A 25705-nucleotide genomic window follows, 5' to 3' on the forward strand; every position below is an offset into this window, starting at 1 on the left:
AATTCACCAATTATGTATAGTTCAATTGCACTTTTTCTCCTTTATTAATATACAATTTCTGACTATCTTGCGTAAAATATTAGATACAAGCCCTTATACCTAAGTCTCTAAGCCTATTTAACAATTCTAATAAAATGACAAAAAAGCCCCGTCTCGTGGGAAGAGACAGGGCTTTACGGATGATTAATTATGCAGCTGGACTAATTTTTTCAGCACGTTCACCAAATGTTCACATAATTCCGGAATATCTCCCATTTGGTCTTCATTCACGTTTCGATCAAAATACACATGACTTGAAACGTTATACCTGATGGGTTCCTCTCCGTACACAAAATGAATGTCCTGTACCAAGCGCTGACCTGGCCAGCTCACTTGTATGATGGAGCGAATTGCGGGACATAGCCTATCAGGCTCAGGAGTCTCCTGGCTAAACCGAAGTTCTAGCCGACATCCCGGCTGGCTGCCGGGTGACTCCAATATTTCGGCAGCTAGCGCTTCTAGAGAGCTTTGGAGTATAATCTCCCCTTTGACCTCAGAATGCTCCCTTAGAACGAACTGCAGCACGAACTCTCTGGACATACTCGCCATCTCCAGGCTGTCTTTCCGGTTAGATATGTGAATGATCTCATCAAGATTGTCGAGATCATATAGATAGTTCTCGAAACCGACCTTGAGATTGTCGTACACGGTTGGATCAAACATGAACTTGCCTACTTTCCTAAGAACTTATATTGACCTGTTTGCCAATATGACCTTGATCAGCTTCTGATCAGTGTATCACTTGTATCTATTATAACCATCTCTACGATTGCAAAAAAGCCCGGTCATGATGACCGGGCTTCGTCTGGGGTAGGGGAGCTAAACTCCCACACCCCTATTATTCGTCTGCTGCCTTCTCTTCCTCTGCAGCCACAGGTTCTGCCTCATCAGCAGAAGCTGTTGGCTCTTCCTCAGCCGCTTGTGGTGGCATAACGGATGCGATAATGGAATCGGGTGACGTAATAAGTGTCAAGCCCTTATCCAGTTTGATATCTTCTGCTGTCAGGCGATCACCAATGTCCAGCCCGCTGACATCCACCTCAATGGAAGACGGCAGGTCGGCTGGAAGTCCTTCGACTTCCAATTCGGTTTCCTGCGTCTGGAACACGCCGCCGGCTTTGGAGCCCGCAGCCGTACCTTGGAAATCGATCGGCACACTTACGCTGATCGGTTTATTTTTGGATATTTGCAAGAAGTCCACGTGCAGCAGACGTCCATTGCGCTCCTGCTGATCCTTAATCAGCACAGGAACGGTTTTGCCGCCCTCCAGATTGAGGTTGAACATCTCGGAACGACCTGTACGCGCGACCTTGAGCATCTCTTTTTCATCCACATGTATGGAGGCCCCTTCAAACTCAGGACCATAAACGACAGCCGGAACACGTCCGCCTTGTCTTAACAGGCGCAATGCCGCACCTTTCTTTTCAGTTCGTGGAGTTGCAGTAAGTTGAGCCATTTTTCCGTTGGATTTCATGATTGAACATCCTCCTTCAAGGGATCCCTACTTTGTTTGGTGTTGGGAAGCATTCGGCTTCTCTCATAGACCAAATGGGTCTTCTTTTTCTGCGGCCAAATCTGGGGCCATATCTATATATACCCCAATGAACGTGTTTCTCAAACATTGGCTTGTACAATTCATCCCTTTTTCACAACACAATCCAAGCTCTGCGCACAAAAAAAGACAGCCGGAAATCCCCTCCGACTGCCTGCTGCTTCTAGGTTTATCTACAGCTACTATACGGACCTAACAAGAGGATTCAAGCACTGGTACGGTTATCCTCTTCATCACTCTCGCGTATAACCTGCATTTGGTCTGTACCGCTCTGCACAACAATCTGCACATCCCCGTCTTCTGGCACAATATCTACATATCGGTCTCCACAGGTGTCCTTGGCCTGCCACTCATTCAGCCGAATAATAAGCCCCAGATGGTGCAGGCCTGGAGCCACGCGAATACGGGCCTCTGCGGCATTGCCCACTCGTTCAAGGGGTACCGCTCCATCTGCCATTCCTGTGCCCCATACCCAAACATCCCATCCCTCGTACTGTTGATCCTCCCGTTCATAACGAAGCGTAACCAGACGTGAGACATGCTTGTGGACTTTGATTGTCGCCGTAGACTGTATGCTGCCTGCCATGGCTGTAATTTGCGCTGTCCCTGGGGACAAGGCACGAACGATTCCAGCCGTACTGACCGTTACAATATCCGAATTGGAGGAATGCCAGCGTATGGCGGTGCCTTGAAGCGGCTGCCCAAATTGATCCAGCACCAATGTGCGGAAGCGACTGATTCGTGTCGTATACAGAACCGTTTCACCGACAAGCTCAATTCGTTCAGCATGACGATGATCGACCTGCAAGAGGCTTGTAGCAAAGATATGACCACATTGAACCGTTATCGTTGCTTCACCTGTCTCTTTTGCATGGATCGTTCCATCCGGATCGATCTGGATCAGCTGCGGCTCCGAAGAACGCCACAGGACTTCGCAATTCTCTACTACATTACCGAGACGGTCACGCACAATCGCCCGCAGCCCCGCCGTCTCACCTGGGCTATACACCTGCCGTGGAGCATTAATTTCAATTGTAGCCGGTTCCGTTCCGCCAACATGTTCGATATCATACAGCACCATTAACGACCAGCGCTCTATAGGAGCAATGCCGCTAATCGTCCCAATCGAGTCTGTACCTGCCTGATGATCGTTAACGACCACATGCCAGTCACCTTCCGGCAAATGAATCTGCTGCTGGTACGCTGTCGCATTATAGGCCACGATAATTCGATTCCAGGTGTCCTGATTGGCTCCATCCTGCAGCATGAATATGACGACATTACCGTCAGCACGTAGAATGCGAAGGTGATTCCTGATCTGGTCTGCGCTGATCATGCGGAAGGCAGGATGAGTACGGCGCAGATGTATTAAACCCCGGTAATAGTCAAAGACAGGTCTGAAGCGGGATTTGTTCGCCCACTGGATGGCGTTAACCGCATCTCCGCTGCGGTAACTGTTGTGATCTCCCGCTTTTGATCTCAGGAGCTCATCCCCTGCATGCAGAAAAGGTATTCCCTGAGAGGTTAGCAATATTCCGGAGGCTAGCAGCGAGCGGCGAACCATCTCATGGTTAAGCACATCATCAGCATCCACATACCGATAGGGATCTGCTGCCTTTACCGCCGATTCTGCACTCCCTCCCTCCACCGGTTGCCCGTCTCTCCATGCTGGGAAACCCAATTCATGTCTGAGATTCATCGTGGTTGCGATTTTGTCCCACAGGTTCAGGTTGTCATGGGCCGTGACATAATTGACGGTCTCCACAGGCGACGATGTAAAGTCATCGATAGCTCCGGAAATTCCCTTAAGCAGCTCATGCTCCAGGCCATCTGCTCCGGTTACATACCCTTTCCCGCTGCCATCACTGTCCCCTTTGATCGCACTGCGGAAATGATCATTGAATACTGCAAATCCCTGGCCCCGTTGGGTACCTTTCAGGGTTTTGCGATCCAGTGGTGAGTCTCCGCCTGTCCACGGCTCCCCATAAATTAGCATGGCTGGATCAATCTGCTCACGCAGCTCACGGGTCAATTCGTTCATTGTATCGGTGTCAATCAGACCCATGAGATCGAAACGGAAACCATCCACATGATATTCCTCAGCCCAGTACAGAAGAGAGTCTATAATATATTTTCGCACCATTGGGCGCTCTGTAGCCAGTTCATTGCCTACACCCGATCCATTACTCAGTGTGCCGTCTGTCCGATAGCGGTAAAAATAACCGGGTACAATCCGTTCAAACGGACCTTCGTCCACACCATACGTATGATTGTAGACCACATCAAGCACAACACGTATACCCTGGCGATGCAGAGACTGCACCAAGGCTTTGAACTCACGAATTCGCACGGCTGGATCCCGCGGATCTGTAGCATAGGAGCCTTCCGGGACGTTATAGTGCTGTGGATCATAACCCCAATTATAGGGTGCTCTGAACGTTGTGCCTTCTTCAGCGGATTCCAGTTCATTTACCGTCTGATAATCCGCCACAGGCAGAAGATGCACATGGGTAACCCCAAGTTCGGCAAGATGATCCACACCGATACGATGGCCTGCCCTGTCGGTCAGTCCGGAAGCGGTGAAGGCCAGGAATTTCCCTTTATACGGAATGTCCGCATGGGGATCGGAGGAGAAATCGCGCACATGCAATTCGTAAATGACGGCGTCAACCGGCCGCTGAAAAACAGGCTTCACGTCCAGCTCCCAATCCGGTGGATGCGTTGTATCGAGATCAATAATGGCCGTCCGCTGCCCATTGGGCGACACGGCGCGTGCATAAGGATCTACCACTACTTCTGTGCGTTGATCATCGTGTGTAATGCGGTACATGTAATAAAATCCTGCCCAATCGCCTGCCAGCTTCACGCTCCATATGCCGTCTTCATCACGGGTCATGTCGCTTGTCTGCCCGCCAACATGTTCCGTTACCCATCCACTTGCATTGTAGCTGCCCTCATCTTCAAAAACCAATATAGAAACCTGCTGGGCCGTTGGGGCCCACAGCTTGAATGTACTGGAAGCACGAGTATATGTTAAGCCAAGATCGTTGCCTTCGTAACGAAAAGATGTCCATTCCGGCATCGTTCCCACCGCCTTTATATCCATTGATTTCGTGTTGTCCCGATGGTACGGAGTGGGACGTCATTTGTCAACCCGGGGTTGTCTGTACTCAACATATCGGTTGAACAGAGGCTTTCATGAAGTCACTCGCTTGATATTGGTCAAACTCTTGCAGCAATCGCTTTCAAAATACAGCATATGTAAACAAACGCTGTAGATTGACAGCATTTGTACCTGTCTGATCAAAAAAACAAAAATAAAGCACCCTTCTCTCCGTAGCGGAAAAGGGTACTTTACTACAGTACGCAAAAAAATTTAATTATTGGCATACATGACCATTAGGGATATAGGCGGTACGCTGACTTCCCCATCGTTGACGGTGCGCAGTGGTTCAAGACCTGCTTGTCCCTGCTCTACAACAATATTCCACATTCCGGAAGGAATAGGGAGGATTCGACTTTCCTTTGCCGCGTTGTAGATCACGATAATCCGATCCCAGGAATCCCCGGCAGCCGTGCCTGATAGCTCATAGGCAAGCAGGCTTTTATCTTTTTTTAACAGAGTTACATGTTGATCAATGTCGCCCCGGGTTCTCAACCGGAAGGCTGCATGTTCAAGGCGAAGACGAATCAGTCCGCGGTAATAATCGAACACCGGCTTGAACCGCTGTTTATGTTCCCAACGAATCGCATTGACGGCATCACCACTCTGATGACTGTTGGCATCGCCGTATTTGCTGCGCAAAAACTCATCCCCGGCCGCAAGCAGGGGAATTCCTTGGGATGTGAGCACAATGCCATTCGCAAGCAAGCAGTGCCGAACGGTTTCATTCTCCAGCACACGATTCGGATCAATCTGCATATACGGATTCGCATGCTGTACTGCCTGCTCTACACTGTCATATCCACGAACGTGTCCCTCATCATCATAGGAGATAAACCCAAGCTGCTCTTCCAGTCCTTGTGTATGCACAACCTTGTCCCACAGATTCAGATTATCGTGAACCGTTACGTAATTCACCGTCTCGGATGGACTGGCCGTAAAATCGGTAATCGCTCCCCTTACACCCGTCCAGATATCCTCTTCCTTTCCCTCCGCACCTGTCGCGAATCCTTTCTCTGCTCCATCACTGTCCCCTTTGATCGCTCCACGATAATTATCGTTGAATACGGCTAATCCGTCTCTTTTCTGATCTCCCTTGAGGGTCATTCGTTCCCCTAGTGGGGATTCCATTGCCGCCCACGGCTCACCGTACAATAGGATGGATGGAGATACATGTTCATGCAGTTCCGCAGCAAGTTCCCTCATGGTTGTCGTATCAATCAATCCCATCAGGTCAAACCGGAACCCGTCAATATGGTATTCCTCTGCCCAGTAACGTACCGATTCCCGGATAAACTTGCGTACCATGGGACGTTCTGAGGCTACCTCATTCCCAGTCCCTGAACCGTTGCTGTATGTGCCGTCCGCATTCTGACGATAGTAATACCCCGGTACCAGCTTCTCAAACGAACTTTCGGCCGTATTAAACGTGTGGTTATACACCACATCCATAATCACTCCGATACCTCTCTGATGAAGGGCTAGCACCAAAGCCTTGAGCTCTCGGATGCGTGTACCAGGCTCATCTGCATGTGTGGCATAAGAGCCTTCGGGAACGTTGTAATGCAGCGGATCATACCCCCAATTATAGCTGGAATCCTTGGAATCACCGTAAGCACTGTCTCCAGCCTTGGATTCGTCCACGGTGGCAAAATCAAACACGGGCAGCAGGTGCACATGGGTAATCCCAAGCTCGGCCAAATGATCAATCCCCAGTGTATTGCCTTCGGAATCGCGCAGTCCTGTTTCCGTAAAAGCCAGATACTTGCCTTTGTTCACCATGCCTGATGAAGGGTGAATTGAAAAATCCCGCACATGCAGCTCGTACAATACGGCATCCACCGGACTCTTCAGCTCTGGACGAACATCCCGGCTCCACCCTTGGGGATCTGTCTCTTCCAGCCTGATAACAACTCCCATTTCACCATTCATGGTAACTGCCCTTGCATAGGGATCCACTGCTGTCTCCTGTCGTCCCCCCTTGAAGGTGGCCCGGTACATATACCGATAACCATTCCATTCTCCATCCAGCTTCAACAACCAGATGCCCTGCTGCTGTCTTTCCATTAGGAATTCCTTTGGCTCGGCAGATTGTTCCCCGGTTCCTCCCTGTCCTTCTGGAAGCTCTGCAGTGGTTGTCGGGTAGATCAGCACGTGCATCTGAACGGCATCTGGCGCCCATACTTTGAATTGGCAGAATTGGGCGCCGATCGTTACCCCCAGATCTTTTCCCTCGTATGTATCATTTGCAGCTATGTCTTGCTTGTCATGTTCTTCAATCATGATGTCTTTCCCCTCTCGGCCTGAGTATAAATGGATGTGAAAAAGAATGTTCCTTTCTTTTATACCCGTTCTGCTGCCCAACCATAATCCTGTGATAGAAAAAGAAGCCATGCTTCACGTCCATTCACGTAAAACACAGCTTCTTCGGGCACACGTATACTATGCGTTTTCTTTATTTCCCGTTCAGTTCGGCGTAGGATGCCTCCAGCTCAGAGATCAGCTGATCTCCTCCGGCTTTTCGCCAGTTAGCCACTTCCTGCTCCCAGCCTGCATCGTCAATCTTACCCATAATGTACTTCGTCTGTGCATCCCAGATCATCTGATCCAGTTCCTGACCCCGCTCGGTGTAGATGGCCGATGACAGTGTCAGCGCAGGATTCGGAATGGCATACTGCTCATTCTCGCGTGCCATCTTGGTGCCTTTCATGCCAATCGGGACATCAACCAATTCAGCCACGTTGTATCCTTCAACACTTAACAAATTGTCACGGTACGGCTTCACTTCGCGTTGATAAGCATCAAAGTCCTTGAGTTCGGTTTTACCGTCCGCTGTCTTGGTGTAGTGCACATCGAGCAGCCCGCGAAGCTGCAGCGTACTCAGCTCCTCATCCATCAGCTGATCGAGGAATGTGAGCACTTTTTTCAATTGCTCCTCATCCGGGACGGCGGCCTTCGGGATCACCAGCATGCCATAGTTCCCCGGTTCCCCGGCGATGCGTATACCATCTGTTCCCTGGAACGGAGCTACATCGATCACCCCATCCGGAGCGTTAGGCGTCAGCCGCTGCTGGGATGACTTGCCGTTCTGTGCCACGCCGTTCAGCTTCATGCCAATCAGGCCAGAGTCCATTTTTTTGTCCGCATCCGATGGATCGAGAGCAGGGAAATCACTGTTGATCAGCCCTTCGCTGAACAGTCGCTTGAACAGCTTCATGGTGTCCACATATTCAGTGGTCAGGAATTCCGGCGTTAATTTGCCCGCATCATCCACCCCCCACTTGTTCACACCCCCGATACTCACGGCAATCCGGGTCAGCGGAGAAGACACGCCTTCGTTATACTTCTTGAAGAGCAGCGCACCATACGTATCTTCCTTGCCGTTCCCGTCGGGATCATCCTTACGCATGGAACGCATCACTTCATACCAGTCATCCAGTGTCTTCGGCACATCCAGCTTCAACTTGTCAAACCAATCCTTGCGGTAAACAATGGCCGTTCTTCCGATATCGCGGAAGTTCGGAATGCCGTAAATTTTGCCCTCAATCTTGATATTGTTAAAATAGGCCTCGGATTGGGCAGACAGATTTTTATAATCCTTCAGGTAGGGTCCCAGCTCCCAGAACAGTCCCGTTTTGGCTGCATTGAACGTGGTCGGCACGTAATTTACACGCATAATCGTCGGCATCTCTCCGGAAGCAACCATGACGTTCACCTTGTCATCAAAAGCCGACTGTGGAATCCACTGAACATTGACATCGGTATTCGTATACTCCTCAATCTTTTGCTCCACCCCATTTTCCTTCGCGGGCACATCGCCTACCTGCATCAAAGAGATGGAAATGGGAAACTTGCCTTCCCCGGCGGCTGGAGCCTTTTCTCCTCCACAACCTGCAAGCAGTCCGGCGGACATTGCGCCAATGACAACAAATCCACCTATACGGGACACCCGACCTTTTGGACTCATGAACCATCTCTCCCTTTTATATTATCGTTACTACCAGCATTAGGCTCGCCTGAATGAATGCGCTATCATAATTCTGTCTGAAGAAAAGAACCAGCGTTAAGCCAGTTCCATCTCCACACCTGCCAGAATAAACGGGGCAACCGATTTCGGATCATTGATTCGGATCGACTCGGTTACATAATATTCGTACGACCCGTCACGATACGGACTTCCCCCAAGACCTGCACCGCCATTGCACTGGGTCAGCGACAGTACACCTTCACGATCGGTTTGCAGCAAGTGCTGGAGCAGCCCCTGATATCCTTTATTTGCAATCTCCTTGAACTTGCCGCTCAGGTAACCTTTACGTACACCTTTGGCCAGCGCATATACAAACATCGATGTACCCGACGCTTCCAGATAATTGCGCTCACGCCCCGGCTGGTCCAGCAGATGAGGCCATAGCCCTGTCTGTTGATCCTGTACATGCACAAGTGCGTTTGCCACGCGTTCAAAAATGCCGACAATCTGGCCGCGCTGTTCATGATCTACAGGCAGATGATCCAGTGTATCCACCACGGCCATCACATACCACCCCATGGCCCGGCTCCAGACATGAGGAGAACAGCCGGTTTCGCCCGAACTCCAGCGCTGCTCCCTGCTTTCATCCCAGGCATGATACAGCAAACCGCTGCGTGGATCACGGGTATGCTTCTCCACCAGCAGCAGCTGCAGAGCCGCCCGGTCAAACCACTTTTCTTCGCCCGTTACTGCCCCATACTGCGTGAGAAATGGAGTCGCCATATACAATCCATCTAGCCACATCTGAAAAGGATAGATCTTCTTGTGCCAGAAACCGCCTTCGCTGGTTCGTGGCTGCCCTTTGAGCTGAACCATGAGCAGGTCTGCTGCCTTGCGGTATTTCGCTTCACCTGTTTGATCCATTAGGAAGAATAAGGATTTCCCCTGATTAATCTGGTCCAGATTGTACTCCTCAACGGTATACGAGCGTATCGTGCCATCCTCCTGAATAAAGTGATCCATCAGCTCCCGGATGTAGTCGTAATACTTGGCTTCCCCCGTACGATGATACAGTTCTTCCAGCGCATTCAGCAGGCAGCCGTTCTCATAATGCCAGGTGGGGTACAGCAGATGATTGCGGTAACTTTCCATGAACTGATCGGCCATTCGTACCGGTGTGAACTGCAAGGTTTCCTTCATCGATGCCCTCCGCATCCGCTCGCTTATTGAGCCTGTTTTTTGTAGTCTTCAGCATATTCCTCGCGAATCTTCGTTCCGCCCGCATTAGCCCAGTTCTCAATCTCCTGTTTCCAGCCATTTTCATCAATCTTGCCCATGATGTATTTGGTTTGCGCATCGGCAATCATCTGATCCAGATCAGCCCCGCGATCACCATAGGTCGGTGAGTATAACGTAAGCGCAGGATTCGGAACGGCATGTTCGGCCAGCTCTTTGGCAAGCTCGGTTCCTTTTACCCCCAGCTCGGTATCCTTCAATTTTGGCACATTGTAACCTTCAACGTATGGCAGATTATCACGATATGGTTTCACCTCACGCTGGAACGCATCGAAGTCGCTCATTTCCACTTCATCCTCGCCCACTTTGGTGTAATGTTTGTCTTCTATTCCACGCATGAGCAGTGTTGCCATCTCCGGTTCCATCAACTTATCCAAAAAGCTCAGCAGGCTTTTCAGCTCCTCTTCGGATTTCACTGTCGCTTTAGGAAAGGCCAATATGCCGGAGTTACCTGTCTGGCCCGCAACACGGTCGCCGTTCGCTCCAAGCAAACCTGCAATGTCTACAACCCCATCCGGGTCATTCTTGGAAAGACGCTCCTGCTGACTCTTACCGTTCTGCGCTACGCCGACACGCATGCCGACAACGCCGGAGTCGTACTTTTTCTCCGCTTCCGTGGAATCAAACACAGCAAAGTCCTGATTCAGCAGCTTCTCATCATACAACCGTTTCAGCAGATCCAGCACCTGCATGTATTCCGGCGTCATGAACTCCGGTGTGAAGCTGCCGTCATCCTCAACCTTCCACTTGTTCGGTGCACCGAAGCTTACGCCAAGACGCGTTGTGAAGGAATATTGATCTTCGTTGTATTTTTTGAACAGCATCAGTCCAAACGTGTTATCCTGCCCATCTCCATCCGGGTCGGAAGTTGCCAGGGTTTTGATCGTTTCATACCATTCATCCGGCGTGGTCGGTACCTTGAGATTCAGCTTATCGAACCAGTCTTTGCGGTAAATGACTGTCGCCCGTGCAATATCAGAGAACACCGGCACGCCATAGATTTTTCCGTCTACCTTGATGTTGTTGAAGAAGCGCTCGTTCTGGGCGGACAGATTTTTATAATCCTTGAGCAGGGGACCGATCTCCCAAAACACATCGTTGCGCATGGCACTTGTGACTGTCGGGTTGTACTGCACTTTAACGATCTTCGGCATATCGCTGGAAGCGATCATGACATTAATTTTGTCATTGTACGCCGAAGCGGGAATCCACTGAATATCCAGTTTCGTGTTGGTAAAGGCTTCGATTTTTTGCTGAACCTCATTTCCTTTACCCGGCACATCACCTACCTGTGCAATCGCAATGGAGATGTTCTGTACGCCACCTTCGGCAGCCTGACCCTCGTCTGATCCGCATCCAGCCAGCAATCCCGTTACCAGTGCAAGTGTGCTCAGAACAGCCAGAGCTTTCTTTTTTGTTCCTCTCATCAAATGAAAACCTCCCCTTTTATACATTGCTGATTCCGCATGCTGCATGTTGTATTCTGCAACCATCCATTCAATTACCAATCTCAACCTTTCACAGACCCCAGCATCACTCCCTTGGCAAAATGCTTTTGCAGGAATGGATACACAAGCATGATTGGAATCGTTGAGAATACAATGACAGCCATGCGAATGGTCAGCGGCTGAATCTCCGTCTCCTCAATACTCGTGTCACCAATCCGGCTCTGAGCCAGAATGACAATCTCACGAAGCCATACTTGAACCGGCCACTTCTCGCTGTCATTGATGTAGATGACGGCGTTGAAGAAGCTGTTCCAGTGCGCGACTGCATAGAACAGGGAGAACGTGGCCATCGCCGGCATCGACAATGGCAGTACAATACGGAACAGAACGCCGACATCATTACAGCCGTCTATTTTGGCAGCATCCTCCAGTTCATCCGGAATGGCCTGGAAAAAGTTCTTGAGTACGATCAGGTTGAACGCACTGATGGCGGTCGGCAGCATCAGGGACCATAACGTATCGGTCAGATGCAGCGACTTAACCACGAAATAGGTGGGAATCATGCCTCCGCTGAACAGCATGGTGAACAATACACCGAGCAGAATTGGCTGCCGTCCTCGCAGATATCTTCTGGATAGCGGATACGCCATGAGCGACGTGAATAACAAGTTAATTAATGTACCGACCACAGTAATGTAGATCGAGACTCCGAGACTGCGAATCAGTGTATCTGTCGAGAAAATATAACGATAGGCCGCAAGGGAGAATTCTTTGGGGAAAAGGATGAATCCTCCCTTCGCCACCTCATGCGGGCTGGTAAACGAGACAGCCAGAATGTAGATAAACGGAATGACGGTCACGATTCCGATCAACAGCAGCAAACCATGATTGATGATATCGAAGATTCGGTTGCCCCACGTTTTATCCTGTTGCATCTTAATGTTCACTCCTGTCTGGTGAAGACGTCTGCTTACTCATGTTAGTAGACGCCTTCCTCCCCGAATTTTTTGGCCAGCTTGTTGGCACCCAATACAAGCGCCAGTCCAACAACCGACTTGAACAAACCGACAGCGGCACTGTAGCTGTACTGTGCCTGCGTCAGACCTTTGGTGTATACGTAGGTATCGAATACCTCACCCACATCCCGGTTGGTCGGCGTTAGCATCAGGAAAATCTGTTCAAATCCTGTATCCAGGAAGTTGCCCAGACGAAGAATGAGCAAAATCACGATCGTACTGCGGATGGCAGGCAGCGTAATATGCCATGTCTGGCGCCAGCGGTTGGCTCCATCAATTCGTGCAGCTTCATAGAGCTGCGTGTCTACACCGGAAAGTGCCGCGAGGAAAATAATCGTGCCCCAGCCCATCTCTTTCCATATGGATTGTCCGACAATCATGGATCGGAACCAGCCAGGCTCCAGCAGGAACGCAATCTTTTGCCCCGTCAAACTGTACAGCAATTCGTTGATGGCGCCGCCCTCCGTGGTAAACAGCATATAGAACACACCGACGACCACAACCCACGATACAAAGTGCGGAACATAGACCAGCGTCTGTACAAAACGCTTGAAACGCTCACGGCGCACTTCATTCAGCATCAGTGCCAGTACGATAGGCAGTGGGAAGAAGAAGACCAGATTATAGATCGCCAGCAAAAACGTGTTCCGGAACAGGGTCCAGAACTGCGGTTCCCCGAAGAAACGCTGAAAATGCTTAAGTCCTACCCAGTCACTCCCCAAAATGCCTTTGTACGGTGTGTAATCCTGAAAAGCCATCGTAATGCCATACATGGGTATATATTTGAAAATAACAAAGTAAAGCACTCCCGGTATCAGCATGATGTAGAGCCACCGGTTTTTGATAACGTCCCTCCACAGCAGGTTTTTGTCACTGCGGGCAGCGGGCCGTGTCCGAGCCGTCGTTTCGGCTTTCATAGTGTTTTCCTCCCCACATTGGAAACGATTACAAAAGTTCAATTCCTGAACTCATGCCTTCATTGTGGAGGATAAACGGATCACTGGCTATCGTCCGGTTTTAGCTTCTTGTTTTTCCTTGCCAGGCAAGGGTTTACGACACTTCCCCCGTTGGAATATCAGGCGTGAATGCACTCGTTTTAACCTCTATAATCCGGTCTTAACCCGGGACGATGGAGCGTGGTCAGCAGGGTATACAAGCATAAAAAAGCCTGCCCGCCATGGCAGGCAGAGCAGGCTTTGTTTTACCGCTGCTGTTCCCGGTACTTGCCGGGAGTTGTTCCCGTAATTTTACGAAACGTTCGGATAAACGCAGTGGGGTTGGTGTAATTTAGTTTCTCGGCAATTTCCGATATTTTGAGGTTGGTTGTCTGAAGCCAGGTCTTGGCTTTTTCCATTCGATACTCTGCCAGATATTCAGTGAAATTCACGCCAGCTTCCTTCTTGAACACCCGGCTTAAATAAACAGGATGAAAATTCAGCTCTTCCGCACAGGCTTCCAATGACAGTTCACGGTCATAGCGTTCCTCAATCAATCGGATCATCCGCCGGGCAATGTTCATATACTGCGATTCTTCCTGCTCCCGCCAGAAACGAATGACGGGTACAAATAACCGTTTACGGAACCAGTTCGTCATTTCATCAAGGGTGGAAAGCTTCAGCAGCTGAGCCATGGATGCCTTCTCGCCAAGTACTTCCGCCACATCCCCTCCCTGTTCCTGCACAAGCTGGTACACACGGGACAGAAGCTGAACCATAATGACGGGATATTCACTAAAATGCAGTTTCTTGTCGGCGAGCAGCCCCAGATACTGTGTAAAATACATATCGGTTTTCTCCTCATCGCCTTGTTTCAAGGCAGAGGCCAGCTGATCCTCGATCATTCTGAGCTGTGTATATAAGGCTGCCTCGGTCTGGCCTCGCGGCTGGATATCTTCATAATGCAAAATGATACGGCTTCCCAGACTCACCCTGCCCTGCAGCGCCTCTCGGCTCTCCTGATACGCTCTTGGTGTATCTCCGATGGCAAAATAGGAACGGCTTATGCCGATACTTACGGGAAGATTGAGATAGGTGACTACGCGTTCCCTGATCCATTCCGCCTGGGTGTGCATCCATTCCTTGAGCTGCAGCTCATCATTCAGCCTTGTAGCCAGAACCGTCACTTGTGCATCATCGATCATAACCGGGGTGAAGCGCAATTCCGCAGGCAGAAGCTCTCCAACGATGTTGTTGACGGCAAACAACAGCAGGTCCCTGTCCTGTTCTTCGTACCTGGTTCCTTCGAGCGTATCAATCTGCAGCGTTAGCACACCAAGGCTCGACCAGTCTGCCGGAAAATCATAACGTTCACCCTGATACCTGAAATCCTCTTCCGAGATTTTGCCGGTCAGCAGTTTGGTCATGAAAAATTCCTCCAGATGAACATGCTGTCCCTTCATCTGTTCCCGCAGCGATTTTTCCGAGCTGAACAGCGTGGATAAACGTTCCTCAATATAAATAAATTCATCCTGACGGCGGCCCGTCTGCAAAACCGGAGAATCCAGTCCCTTCGTAAACTGCAGCAGTCTGGAGATGGGGGAATACATCCGGCGGCTGCCATAGATGGCAAACAATCCGGTCACGCATAACATGACAAGCGTAGCCACCCCGGTCACAAGAGCAATTTTCTGCGACTGGGCAGTGATCTGTCCAAGAGATACCACTGATACATACAGCCACCCATTGAGTGGTGATTTTCTGTAGCTTACAGCCACCGGGTTTCCTTCCACTTCAGCGTTAAAAAAGCCTTCTGCCTGATTGCTCGTTTGCACCTTCGCCTGAATCTCCTCATTCAAGGCAGCATATTTCTCCTCCTGCCCATTCTCGTTCAGAAAAAAGTTCTGATCCCGGTCCAGTACATACATATCTCCGGTGTTCGGATTTTGGCTCAGAAACGTGCTAATCTCCGCATCTGCGATGTCAATCACGAGAAATCCCTTTGGGCTATTATTCGTCGGCACCATAGGAATTTTGAATACCATACTGACCACGTCATCCGATGAAATGAGTGTGGGCATCTGCTCCTGTGAATCTTCGGCTATTCCAGCCGAAGCCGGTATGCTTTCCGTAGACAAATGATCATTCTGAGTCACCCAGAACAGACTGTTCGTATAGGTGAGATAAGAGCCAATGCGGTCCCGAATACTGAAATCATCCAATTTTCCAAATGATCTCATGGAGACCACCCAGTCCTGATCCAGGTTAACCAGATAGGCCTGATCTATATTTGTAACCGCTTGCAGGTTGTTAAACCCGGACGTGAGATCACGTATTTCCTGAAACTCGGAGCTGTCCAGCGGCTTCTTCATGGCTTGCAGCACCAAGGGAGAATTCACATACTGGATGGATGACAATTGCAGGCTGCGTAAAACTTGTTCTACCCGCATTTGGGTTTGATGCAAAATCTGCAGATTGCTCTCACGTACTTTTTGTTCAATATCACGCGAAGCGATCGAATAGGAAACGGAACCGATGACGATGACTGGAAGGGCTCCGAGAATCATGGTAAAACAGAGCAAACGCAGCAAATATTTAGGCAATGTGAGCATCCTCCTTTATATAGAATCTGCATATTTGAATGCCTGATGGAATGTAAATCCATATGTATAATATCGCTTTCATTGGATTAATTTACTATTGTTATTTTAAAACTCAATCTTATCCAAGTCCACTATTTATTCTTAAGATTGACTTTGGGGCCGTTTCCAGTTTATAGTGGAGGCATATTCCTCAATTCGAAGGAGAGATTTTGATGTCGGTGAGCGTTCTTAACTAATCAAGTTTCATATTCAGGAGTCTGGCCTTTCATGTGCGCTTGTGCCTTATGGCATACGTGTATTTCTTGATGCGCCATAACCCTGTACTTAGTTAAGAACAGCGGATATCATAAATCGCCTCCGGGATTGTACTTGTCCGGGTCTATTTCCGCGCTGTGTTCAGCGTGGATTTTTTTGTATAGACCTATCATGGACTCTGCTTTCCCCTACATGAAGGGCGGAGAATGACGTTTGTTCATTCTCCGCCCTTTTTGCGTTTTCAGGAATAGATTCTGAGTTACCACCGAAGTTACAAATTCAAAATCCAAGGAGAGATCAAGCATGAATGAAAACACAATGAATACACTGGGCTATCATCAAATTCAAAACAACGTCGCTTCCTGCGCACTTTCTTATCTGGGCAAACGTTACGCGAAAGAAATGAAACCCATGGTGGACCCCGGGCTGATCCAGATGCGCCTCGCCGAAACAGAAGAGGCCTCTGCTCTCATCCGTTATGGCGCCAGTGTTCCCATCCCTTCGCTTGATGGTATGGAGACCATTATGGATCTGCTCGGTACCGGTTATCTGTTTAGTGAACGGGACTTCACTCAACTTGCGCAGTTTCTGCGAAGCTGTGCACAATTAATGAAATACATGGAGGGCAAATCCCAAGCAGCTCCTACGGTAAGCCGGTATGCTTCATCCATGATGCGGATGGAATCCCTGTTAAGCGAGATCGAACGCTGCATTTACAGCGGCCGAATTCAGGATCAGGCGAGCAAGGAACTGACGCGTATCCGGAAAAAGATGACCGTGAACGAGGAACGAATGAAGCGCAAGCTGGATTCTCTCGTAAGCAAGCATCGGTCCATTATGCAGGAGAACGTAATCAGCCAGCGCGGCGGAAGAACGGTATTACCCATCAAGAAAGAATTCCGCAAGCAGGTGAAAGGCAGCGTCCTGGATGAATCAGGGAGCGGGCAAACCGTCTATATCGAACCCGCGGAACTGGTGGGACTGCAGATGGAACTCGCTTCACTGCAAGCTGAAGAATCCAGAGAAGAAATGAAAATCCTGGGTGATTTAACGTCGCTCGCAGAATCCTATAACCGCGAGATTGCGCTGAATACCGAGACGGTAGGTATCCTTGATTTCCTGTTTGCCAAAGCGAAATACGCGGCAACCATGGATGGACGTACGGTCCAGGTAAATACATCGGGCCGAATTACGCTTCAGCAGGCGCGTCATCCTCTGATGGGCGCCTCCATGATTCCGCTTGATTTTGCCATCGGAAGGGATTATTCCTCACTTATCATTACAGGGCCGAATACAGGTGGTAAAACGGTAGCGCTCAAAACATTGGGGTTGCTCACCCTGATGATGCAGTCCGGTCTGCTCGTTCCTGTGGGTGAAGGCGGCGAGATGGCCGTATATCATGAAGTGGCTGTCGATATCGGAGACGGACAGAGTTTGGAACAGGCACTCAGCACCTTCTCGGCACATATCCGCAACATGATCCGCATCCTCGAGCAGGCGAATTCATCCACCCTTGTCCTGATTGATGAGATGGCCTCCGGGACGGACCCTGGAGAGGGGGTTGGTCTTTCCATCGCCATGCTGGAGGAACTGCACAGCCGCGGCGCAACCGTGGTGGCTACCACTCACTTTGGGGAAATCAAGCATTTTGCTGCTGCCGCGCGAGGATTTGAAAATGCACGGATGGAATTTGATACGGTTACACTGCAGCCCCTTTACCGTTTGCGTATCGGTGAAGCAGGTGAGAGTTACGCCTATTCCATCGCCTTGAAGCTGGGGATGCCACAGCGCATTATTGATCGTTCCCAGTCCATATCGGATCAGGGCATATCGAAGAGTCCTATCAACAGCATGAGCTCCATCATGCCAATAGTGAAACCAATACCAACTGAGAGTTCTGTTCTTGAGCCATTTCCGAACTCTACAGCTGTACAGAAGACGGAGAAGAAAGTACATTCTCCTGCAGCGTCTGAAGCTGGAAATCCAGCCCTGCAGGTAGAAGATACAAAATCGGTTCCCCCAGCGAAAAAATTCCGAAAAGGGGATCGTGTATATGCAGCCTATCTGAACCAGTCAGGAATCGTCTGTGACGTGGAAGACAGTCGTGGAAATATCGGGGTAATGCTGCGCGGGCGGAAAGTCAAAATTCACAAGAAACGCCTTACACTTCATATATCTGCAGATGAGTTGTATCCAGGCGATGACTATGATCTGGATATTGTGCTGGAGACCAAGGAGAATCGGAAGAAGCGCAAATTAATGGGACGCAAACATGTCGAAGGGCTGACCATTGAATTGCCACCTGAAGAATAGGGCCAGCCCTGTTATACTATGAGGTATGACGATATAGAGAAAGTAGGCATACCATGGGCGGAAATTTCAATTCCAATTCACAGGCCAAGACGACGAACACAAGTGCCTCCCCGGTCAATGTGCTTGTATGCCCATTATGCGGAGAGGCCAATGGCTGCTCCTATGCGGCTGGCCGTCCCCATTCCGAATGCTGGTGCAATCATGCCGAGTTTCCTGAAGGTGTATTTGACCTCATACCGGCAGAGCAGCGGCGTAAATCGTGCATCTGTCAGCGATGTCTGGAGACGTACAAAAATCAGACAGAACACAAACAAGAGCCTCACAGTTAACTCCTGTGAGGCTCTTGTTTTGCGATCGGGTATCATAACACGGCACGCAATCGCTATATAAGTTGTTTCTTAAATTTGATGATAATGTTCTACTGCCTGCTTGAGCACAGGGTGCTGCTCATCCATGGCTGTGTAGTGACTAAGTGCTGCAGCAATTCCCTTTTGTTTGATCATATTTTGTAGCTCTGCTGCCTCCGGATCATCCTGTACATCGAATTTGCAGGCTGCCGCCATGCCTCTTGCCAGGTTCGTCGTGCCCATTCCATAGTCATGTGCCTGTAGCGCTGGACGAACCAGACGGTCGTTGGGCGACAGCTTCCGCAGCGGCGAACGACCTACCCGAGTGACTTCATCGGTGAGATGCGGATTTACAAACCGCTCCAGAATTTTATTTATATACTTCTGATGATCTTCGGGGTCGAAACCAAACCGTTTCACAAGAACCTCACCCGTTTCCTGCAGTGCACCGTAGACAAGGGATTTCAATTTGTCGTCCGCAATCGCCTTCTGAATCGTATCATACCCATTCACGTAACCGAGATATGCAGCGCAGCAATGTCCCGTATTGACGGTAAACAGCTTCCGCTCGATATAAGGCTCAAGGTCATCCACATAGAGTACACCTTTAATCGGAAGGAACGCAGGGGCCATCTGTGAACGATCCACAACCCACTCATAAAAAGGTTCAACCTGAACGTGAAGCGAGTCTTCGTGATGCTGTATGGGAACAATCCGGTCTACTGCGGAGTCAGGGAAATACACATATTGATCAGCAAGAGCCTTAACGGGTTCTTCCAACAGAGCATACACATGCTCTTTCAGCTGTGTGCTGGCCCCAATGGCATTTTCACATGCAATGATGTGAAGTGGTTTCTGTACCGAACCTGAATTCAATCTTGCCTCAAGCCCCTTGGCGATGCCTGGTGCAATATGTTTCAGGATGCCCACTCCGACTGCGGTCGTAACGAGATCTGCCTCTGCAACGTTCCGGGCAACCGTCTCCAGCTGCCTTCCATCAATGGCATTGACCCCTTTGACCGTTTCCATATCTTTTGTTTCGTTGGCCAATTCGACCGTATACTGTCCACGCTCCTGTAATGCCTTAACCAGCTCCTGGTTCACATCCGAGAAGATGACATTATATCCTGCCCGTGACAGGATCAATCCGATGAAACCGCGTCCGATATTACCTGCTCCGAAATGTAGGGCCCTCATAGTTCCATTTCACTTTCGAGAATGGTAATGATCTCTTCCGCCGTTTTGGCATAACGAAGTGCTTCCATGTTCTCATCTTCCGCACAAATGACCGCAATGCTGGTCAGAATCTCCATGTGCTCACCGCCCTGAGCAGCGATACCGATCACCATGTAGGCTTTTTCATCCCCAAAATCTACACCTTGCGGGAACTGAATCACTGAAATGCCTGTGGACAGAATGAACGATTTGGATTCTTTGGTTCCGTGTGGAATGGCAAGTCCATTGCCCACATATGTCGATACGATCTCCTCGCGCTCAAGCATCTTGTCGATATAATCGGCAGTAATATGTCCTGCATCTTTCAGAATCTGTCCTGCCATGCGAATAGCCTCATATTTGTCCTGTGCCGTTGCGTTCATAACCACTTTGTCTGTTGTAAGTATGCTCATGTTTATTAACCTCCAATTTCGGTTTTACTTCGATAAAATCCAACCAATTCCCGGGACAGATAATGAATAAGATCATCCCGGATTCCCTTTTCCAGCAGTGTAATCATCTCATCCTGCAGTAACAATGCGCTGATCTCGCTTAGCACCTCCAGGCTCTCCCGGGATAGCTCCCTCGGCCCAACCATCAGAAGGATATGGCTGATGCCAACCTGGTCCTCCGTCGTCACAAGCAGCGGCTCTGATAATTGAAACAGGCTGATGGACGGCCTATATATGCCATCACTGCGGGTATGAAACAGCGCGAGTGATGTATCGGGAATTTTCTGGCTGCCCACCTTCTCCCGCGCTTCAAGCAGCCTGGCGATTTCTTCTGGATCCTTAAGCACCCCGTATTCCTGCAGTACCTTGCACATGGCAAATGCCGTTTCATAGAAGCCCATCTTACGGTTATCCAGTGGAAACACCTGAAACTTGCCTGTGATCCTAACGATTTCAATAAGTGTGGCATCAAGCCCCGCTGGATCAGCATGGCGGTCAGGTGCCTTTCCACTGGCTTTACTCTCTCCATACTTAACTTGTACCCGCTGCAGCGTCGTATTTTGAATGTACAGACGCAAACGTTCACTTTCTTCCGCTGTTAACAAGGGACTTACCTTGTAATACTGATGCGGTTCCATCGGCAGATCGACTGTGGATAAAATGAGGTCATAATCCTCTTCGGGGATCCGAGCCGCCTCATACCATGATGCACTGTCAACGATCCGGATCTCCGGAATCTCTTTGGACAACCGGCTGGAAAGCATACGGGATGAGCCAATTCCGCTTGTGCACACGATAATGGCCCGAATCTCGCGCTTCAGCACACGCAATCGCTCGATGGAAGCGCCAAAATGCATGACCAGGAATCCAATTTCCTCATCCGGCACGTCCGTATCCGGCCATGCGTCATGCACTGCGTTCTTCACATCCCCGAACAACGAATCGTAATCCTTGCGAATCTGCTGAAGCAGTGGATTACGTATGCTTTGCCTGCCTCCAATCCGCTCCATCACCGGCTGCATATGCGCAATCAGCCCTTCCCGCAGAAGACGATCTTCCTGAAATGCATAACCCGTTCTCCCCTGCATCTGATCCATCAGGGAACGAACCATGTCCAGCAATACCAGATCGTCAACAGGCAGTAAGCGTGTGGAGTGAATAAGCTGCTCGGTTTCAATTAATAATTTGTGCAAATAGCTCTGTTCTTCCTTGGCAAACGAGATGCCAAGCTGATCGGAGAGCACGCTGCATAGTCTCGCAGCCATGTATTCAGGCACGCTCTGATCTCCAGTAGAAGGGTAAACCGCTTTTTTATCCGAAGAAGGAATACGTCCGACGATAAACCCCTTGCGAATGCGCACCAGCGCAACGGACAGTTGAATAAGCAATTTGGTATACTGTCGCTCGGGAATATTTTCGAGCCAGTCAATATCCGGCTGCCATAACGCATTCTCGACCGTCAGTACATCACGATGACCAATCATGCCCAGCAGCTTCTGGTTCACCTTGGAAATTCCCTGGTCAGGTTGCCTTCCGAACAGATCAGATTCATCCAGATATTCAAGCGCAAGTCCTGCGATTGCTGCGCGATAGGCCGTTTCACTGCCATTGATCTTCACTCCGTAACCTCGCCTGCGAACGAGCTTCAGGCCCGCTTGACGAATCCGGGGTTCCAGTTCATCCAGATCATTGCTCACGGTCGAGACTGTTACTCTCAGATCCGATGCGAGCGCAAGCAGTTTTACAGGCTCCGCCTCATCCAGCAAAATACAAAGCATGAAGAGTTTACGCTCTTCGGGCGTAAACTCCACATATTCGTTCAGCTCCAGCTGCTCACGCAGTGAAGCCAAATCATCGGAACCAGGGTCTATTCGGACCCCGGTTCCTGATTTTTTTTCCAATTTCATGCCAAAGGGTTCAAGCCACTTCTCAATCATCTGAAGCTCCCGATGGACGGTTCGTGTACTGACTTTGACTGCAATTGCAATGTCGCCGGCGGTTACTTCCTGCGGATGCTCCAACAGGAACTCCACAATTTCACGCTGTCTTTTCGTAATACTCATATCTCAAGCCTCCGGCTCAGGGAAAACGATCGCAACCTGTTATTTCAGGCGTTCAACGAGCGCATCGTATTCCGGGCTTTTTAGGAAGTTGTCGATGGATATATGTTCTGCGTTCGGTGCCACGCTGCGGGCACGGTCCGTCAATGTCTTCTGCGTAATAACAACGTCTGCGTCCTGCGGGATATCACTGATTGCCGTGTTGGTTACCGCAACGTCAATCCCTTCAGCTTTCATCTTCTTGCGGAGAATGGAAGCCCCCATGGCACTTGAACCCATACCTGCATCACAGGAGAAGACGATTTTCTTCACATCGGTTTTTGCTTTCACAGTTGAAGAAGCCAAATCCGCGGCTCTGTCTGCTTCACGATTATCTGCTGTAACAGCAGCATTCGCTGTATTGCCCTGGCTCTTCATGTCTTTCATGCGATTCGCTGCAGACTCCAGATCTTCTTCTTTTTGCTTACCTGTTTTCAGCAGCAGTGCTGCAACCAGGAAGGAAACGATAGCGGCCACAGCCACCCCGGCGAGCATCGGCAGATATCCACCTTTTGGCGTTAACAGGGAATATGCAATGATACTACCCGGTGAAGGTGCTGAAACCAGTCCTGCTCCGGTAAGCATGAAGGTTGCTGTACCTGCCACGCCACCTGCGATTGCCGCAAGAATCAGAATCGGTCTCATCAGAATGTAAGGGAAATAAATTTCATGAATTCCCCCGAAGAAGTGGATGATAACCGCACCCGGTGCGGAAGATCTTGCTGTTCCACGACCGAAGAAGCAGTAAGCCAGCAGGATACCAAGTCCGGGACCCGGGTTCGATTCAAGCATGTATAATACGGATTGACCCAATTCTCTCGCTTGATCTGTTGCAATCGGTGTTAGAATGCCGTGGTTGATTGCATTGTTCAGGAACAATACCTTCCCTGGTTCAATGATCAGGTTGACGAGTGGGAGCAATCCCAGATTCATCAGCCCCTGTACACCAGCCGATAATACGGTGCTAATTCCTTCTACAGCAGGTCCGATACCCAGCAGTGCAATGATCGCCAGGATACCACCGATAATACCGGCTGAGAAGTTATTAACCAACATCTCGAACCCTGCCTTGATCTTGCCTTCGACGGCTTTATCAAACTTTTTGATGATCCATGCAGCCAGTGGTCCGGCAATCATGGCACCCAGGAACATCGGAATGTCACTGCCGACGATAACCCCTATAGTCATGATGGCACCAACGACACCACCACGCTGGCCATGCACCATCGTACCTCCAGTGTAACCGATAAGCAGCGGCAGCAAATATTTGATCATCGGATCTACTAACAGTGCCAGATCCGCGTTAGGGAACCAGCCCTTTTCAATAAAGAGTGCCGTAATTAATCCCCAGGCAATAAATGCACCCATATTCGGCATAACCATACCACTCAGGAATCGGCCAAAACGCTGAACGCCTACCCGGAGACCGCCTTTGGAATTGGACGTTTGGTCCAAGTTACTCATTGTATTATCCTCCTCGGATCAAGTAGTTATCATTTATGAAAGGGGTATCATTCCTCCCCTGCTGTTATCCTAAGCCAGATTGGTCTCCGGTTCAACGAAATGAAAGCGTACTTTCGTCATGATCATTGATGACAACATTGTGTTTATGTAATCGTTTTTATGGTGATGAGAGGGTTCTAACCATTGATATACTTAGCTTTTTTCGTGTGTGACTTATATCATTTACGGTGTTGGATTCTATAATATAGCTTGTGCGTTTCAGCCTTATTCCATCCTGTTCAAGTACCTCATCTGGCAACAATCCTGTCTTTCAGAACACGAAAAAGCCTGCATGAGCTTTAAGGCTCACACAGACTCTGAAGACGTGCACGACCGTCCAATGTATAAAAAATCATAGATTAATAAAGGTTATTTAGTGCAAATATATTCTACTCCTCGGTTTGCTTACGATATGCATCAGCATTCATAAGTTTAGACAACGCTGCTGTCAAATCACCTTCAACACGAATCTCGATCATCCAGCCTTCTTCGTAAGGCGAACTGTTGACGAGTTCAGGTGCATCCTGCAGTGCTTCATTCACGGCAATAATGGAACCACTTACCGGAGAAAACAAATCTGAAACCGTCTTAACGGATTCAATCGTACCAATACTTTCTTCCGCTTTTACATCCGATTCAAGGTCAGGCAATTCCACAAACACAATGTCACCCAGCTGATGCTGCGCGAACTCGGTAATGCCGATCCGTACAGTATCCTCCCCTACGGTTTGCACCCACTCGTGCTCTTCACTGTACAGGAAATCACTTTTCAATTCGCTCATCGATATCCGCCTCGCTTTTCATTAATGAGTGCATGCGTCCTTCGGCCAACCTTTTTCCCAGAACATAGCGTAAGATATTTTTGAATGAAATGTCAAGATACCTCACAAATTATTTGATTTTTGATGATTACAGCCTGTAACGCAAACACCCTCACTCTACATATAATGGGTAATATTAGAATAGTAAGCGCACTCTTTTTATATACACGAACAATAATAATAAACTAATAAATATTATTCGGTTTTTTATTAATTTTCGTGATATCGTTCTTGACATCGATAGTGGATTCACGTTTTAATGAGAGAGTAAATGTTAATTGTTGTGTGCATCACCCGCGGATGAATGTAAAGGGAGAGATTACCCGTGACGCCCAACTCTTGGATGCATGCGGTAACGCCGAAGGAGTAAACCACCCGACAAGCGGGAGGTGAATCTCTCAGGCAAAAGGACTTTTACGGGACGCAACTCTGGAGAGCATCTATTCGCCCTGTATGGGGCGTTTTGATCACCCAAGGGGAAACCTGCTGCAACTTATTGGCGGGGTAACTCTCAGGTACCAAGGACAGAGCCTAAGAATACAGCGTGCTTCTGGCATGCCGGTTCTTTGGCCTGTCCTTTTCCTTTTTCCCAAAAAAACGAAAGTCAGGATCGAGCCGGCGCTGTCATCAGCGCAGCCTTAATCATACTTATCCAAGAAAAGAACGCATCATTCATGTTAT

At 49.3% G+C, this 25705-nt stretch carries 17 protein-coding genes and 2 riboswitches; of the genes, 2 read left to right on the forward strand and 15 right to left on the reverse strand.

Annotated elements, in window-relative coordinates; translation table 11 throughout:
- Window positions 1-183: 183 nt before the first annotated feature.
- From MHB82_RS23295 to MHB82_RS23340, 10 genes are all read right to left on the reverse strand, one after another.
- Window positions 184-702: a hypothetical protein gene (locus tag MHB82_RS23295; protein ID WP_341175976.1), complete on the reverse strand. Its 519-nt coding sequence runs from the start codon at window positions 700-702 to the stop codon at window positions 184-186.
- Between the two features lie 175 nt (window positions 703-877).
- Window positions 878-1513: a 50S ribosomal protein L25 gene (locus tag MHB82_RS23300; protein WP_110822875.1), complete on the reverse strand. Its 636-nt coding sequence runs from the start codon at window positions 1511-1513 to the stop codon at window positions 878-880.
- Window positions 1514-1796: 283 nt separating this feature from the next.
- Window positions 1797-4673 (reverse strand): type I pullulanase, encoded by a 2877-nt coding sequence (gene pulA, locus MHB82_RS23305; RefSeq protein ID WP_341175977.1) that lies wholly within the window; start codon window positions 4671-4673, stop codon window positions 1797-1799.
- Window positions 4674-4967: 294 nt separating this feature from the next.
- The gene (gene pulA, locus MHB82_RS23310; protein WP_341175978.1) at window positions 4968-7037 is read right to left on the reverse strand and encodes a type I pullulanase; all 2070 of its coding nucleotides are present in this window, start codon (window positions 7035-7037) and stop codon (window positions 4968-4970) included.
- A gap of 172 nt (window positions 7038-7209) precedes the next feature.
- Window positions 7210-8721, reverse strand: a complete 1512-nt coding sequence (locus MHB82_RS23315) for an extracellular solute-binding protein (RefSeq protein WP_095359749.1) — start codon at window positions 8719-8721, stop codon at window positions 7210-7212.
- A 96-nt stretch (window positions 8722-8817) separates the two neighbouring features.
- Window positions 8818-9921 (reverse strand): glycoside hydrolase family 88/105 protein, encoded by a 1104-nt coding sequence (locus MHB82_RS23320; protein WP_341175979.1) that lies wholly within the window; start codon window positions 9919-9921, stop codon window positions 8818-8820.
- A 23-nt stretch (window positions 9922-9944) separates the two neighbouring features.
- The gene (locus tag MHB82_RS23325; protein WP_110822928.1) at window positions 9945-11444 is read right to left on the reverse strand and encodes an extracellular solute-binding protein; all 1500 of its coding nucleotides are present in this window, start codon (window positions 11442-11444) and stop codon (window positions 9945-9947) included.
- 83 nt (window positions 11445-11527) lie between these two features.
- On the reverse strand, window positions 11528-12400 hold the full coding sequence (locus MHB82_RS23330; protein ID WP_095359751.1) for a carbohydrate ABC transporter permease: 873 nt from the start codon (window positions 12398-12400) through the stop codon (window positions 11528-11530).
- A gap of 44 nt (window positions 12401-12444) precedes the next feature.
- Window positions 12445-13398: an ABC transporter permease gene (locus MHB82_RS23335; protein ID WP_341175980.1), complete on the reverse strand. Its 954-nt coding sequence runs from the start codon at window positions 13396-13398 to the stop codon at window positions 12445-12447.
- 284 nt (window positions 13399-13682) lie between these two features.
- Complete coding sequence (locus MHB82_RS23340; RefSeq protein WP_341175981.1) at window positions 13683-16019, reverse strand: helix-turn-helix domain-containing protein; 2337 nt, start codon at window positions 16017-16019, stop codon at window positions 13683-13685.
- Between the two features lie 558 nt (window positions 16020-16577).
- Between MHB82_RS23340 and MHB82_RS23345 the strand changes: the two genes are divergently transcribed.
- Both MHB82_RS23345 and MHB82_RS23350 read left to right on the forward strand, forming a co-directional pair.
- Window positions 16578-18587: an endonuclease MutS2 gene (locus tag MHB82_RS23345; RefSeq protein WP_341175982.1), complete on the forward strand. Its 2010-nt coding sequence runs from the start codon at window positions 16578-16580 to the stop codon at window positions 18585-18587.
- A 53-nt stretch (window positions 18588-18640) separates the two neighbouring features.
- Entirely contained in the window at window positions 18641-18916 is a 276-nt protein-coding gene (locus MHB82_RS23350) for a cysteine-rich CWC family protein (RefSeq protein ID WP_341175983.1), read from the forward strand.
- A gap of 69 nt (window positions 18917-18985) precedes the next feature.
- Here MHB82_RS23350 and MHB82_RS23355 read toward each other — a convergent pair whose 3' ends face one another.
- The 5 genes from MHB82_RS23355 to gcvH form a co-directional block, all read right to left on the reverse strand.
- Window positions 18986-20131 carry a mannitol-1-phosphate 5-dehydrogenase gene (locus MHB82_RS23355; protein ID WP_341175984.1) on the reverse strand — a complete coding sequence of 382 codons (1146 nt, stop codon included), beginning with the start codon at window positions 20129-20131 and terminating at the stop codon, window positions 18986-18988.
- The gene (locus tag MHB82_RS23360) at window positions 20128-20562 is read right to left on the reverse strand and encodes a PTS sugar transporter subunit IIA (RefSeq protein WP_095359756.1); all 435 of its coding nucleotides are present in this window, start codon (window positions 20560-20562) and stop codon (window positions 20128-20130) included. The genes MHB82_RS23355 and MHB82_RS23360 overlap by 4 nt, the downstream gene beginning before the upstream one ends.
- A 5-nt stretch (window positions 20563-20567) precedes the next feature.
- The gene (locus MHB82_RS23365) at window positions 20568-22664 is read right to left on the reverse strand and encodes a BglG family transcription antiterminator (RefSeq protein ID WP_341175985.1); all 2097 of its coding nucleotides are present in this window, start codon (window positions 22662-22664) and stop codon (window positions 20568-20570) included.
- Between the two features lie 39 nt (window positions 22665-22703).
- Window positions 22704-24164 carry a PTS mannitol transporter subunit IICB gene (locus MHB82_RS23370; RefSeq protein ID WP_341175986.1) on the reverse strand — a complete coding sequence of 487 codons (1461 nt, stop codon included), beginning with the start codon at window positions 24162-24164 and terminating at the stop codon, window positions 22704-22706.
- Between the two features lie 428 nt (window positions 24165-24592).
- Complete coding sequence (gene gcvH, locus MHB82_RS23375; RefSeq protein ID WP_341175987.1) at window positions 24593-24985, reverse strand: glycine cleavage system protein GcvH; 393 nt, start codon at window positions 24983-24985, stop codon at window positions 24593-24595.
- Between the two features lie 339 nt (window positions 24986-25324).
- A riboswitch (glycine riboswitch) is annotated at window positions 25325-25448 on the forward strand.
- A gap of 3 nt (window positions 25449-25451) precedes the next feature.
- A riboswitch (glycine riboswitch) is annotated at window positions 25452-25554 on the forward strand.
- Window positions 25555-25705 lie beyond the last annotated feature (151 nt).

It is taken from the genome of Paenibacillus sp. FSL K6-2862, assembly GCF_038005125.1.
GTDB classification, from domain to species: Bacteria; Bacillota; Bacilli; order Paenibacillales; family Paenibacillaceae; genus Paenibacillus; species Paenibacillus illinoisensis_A.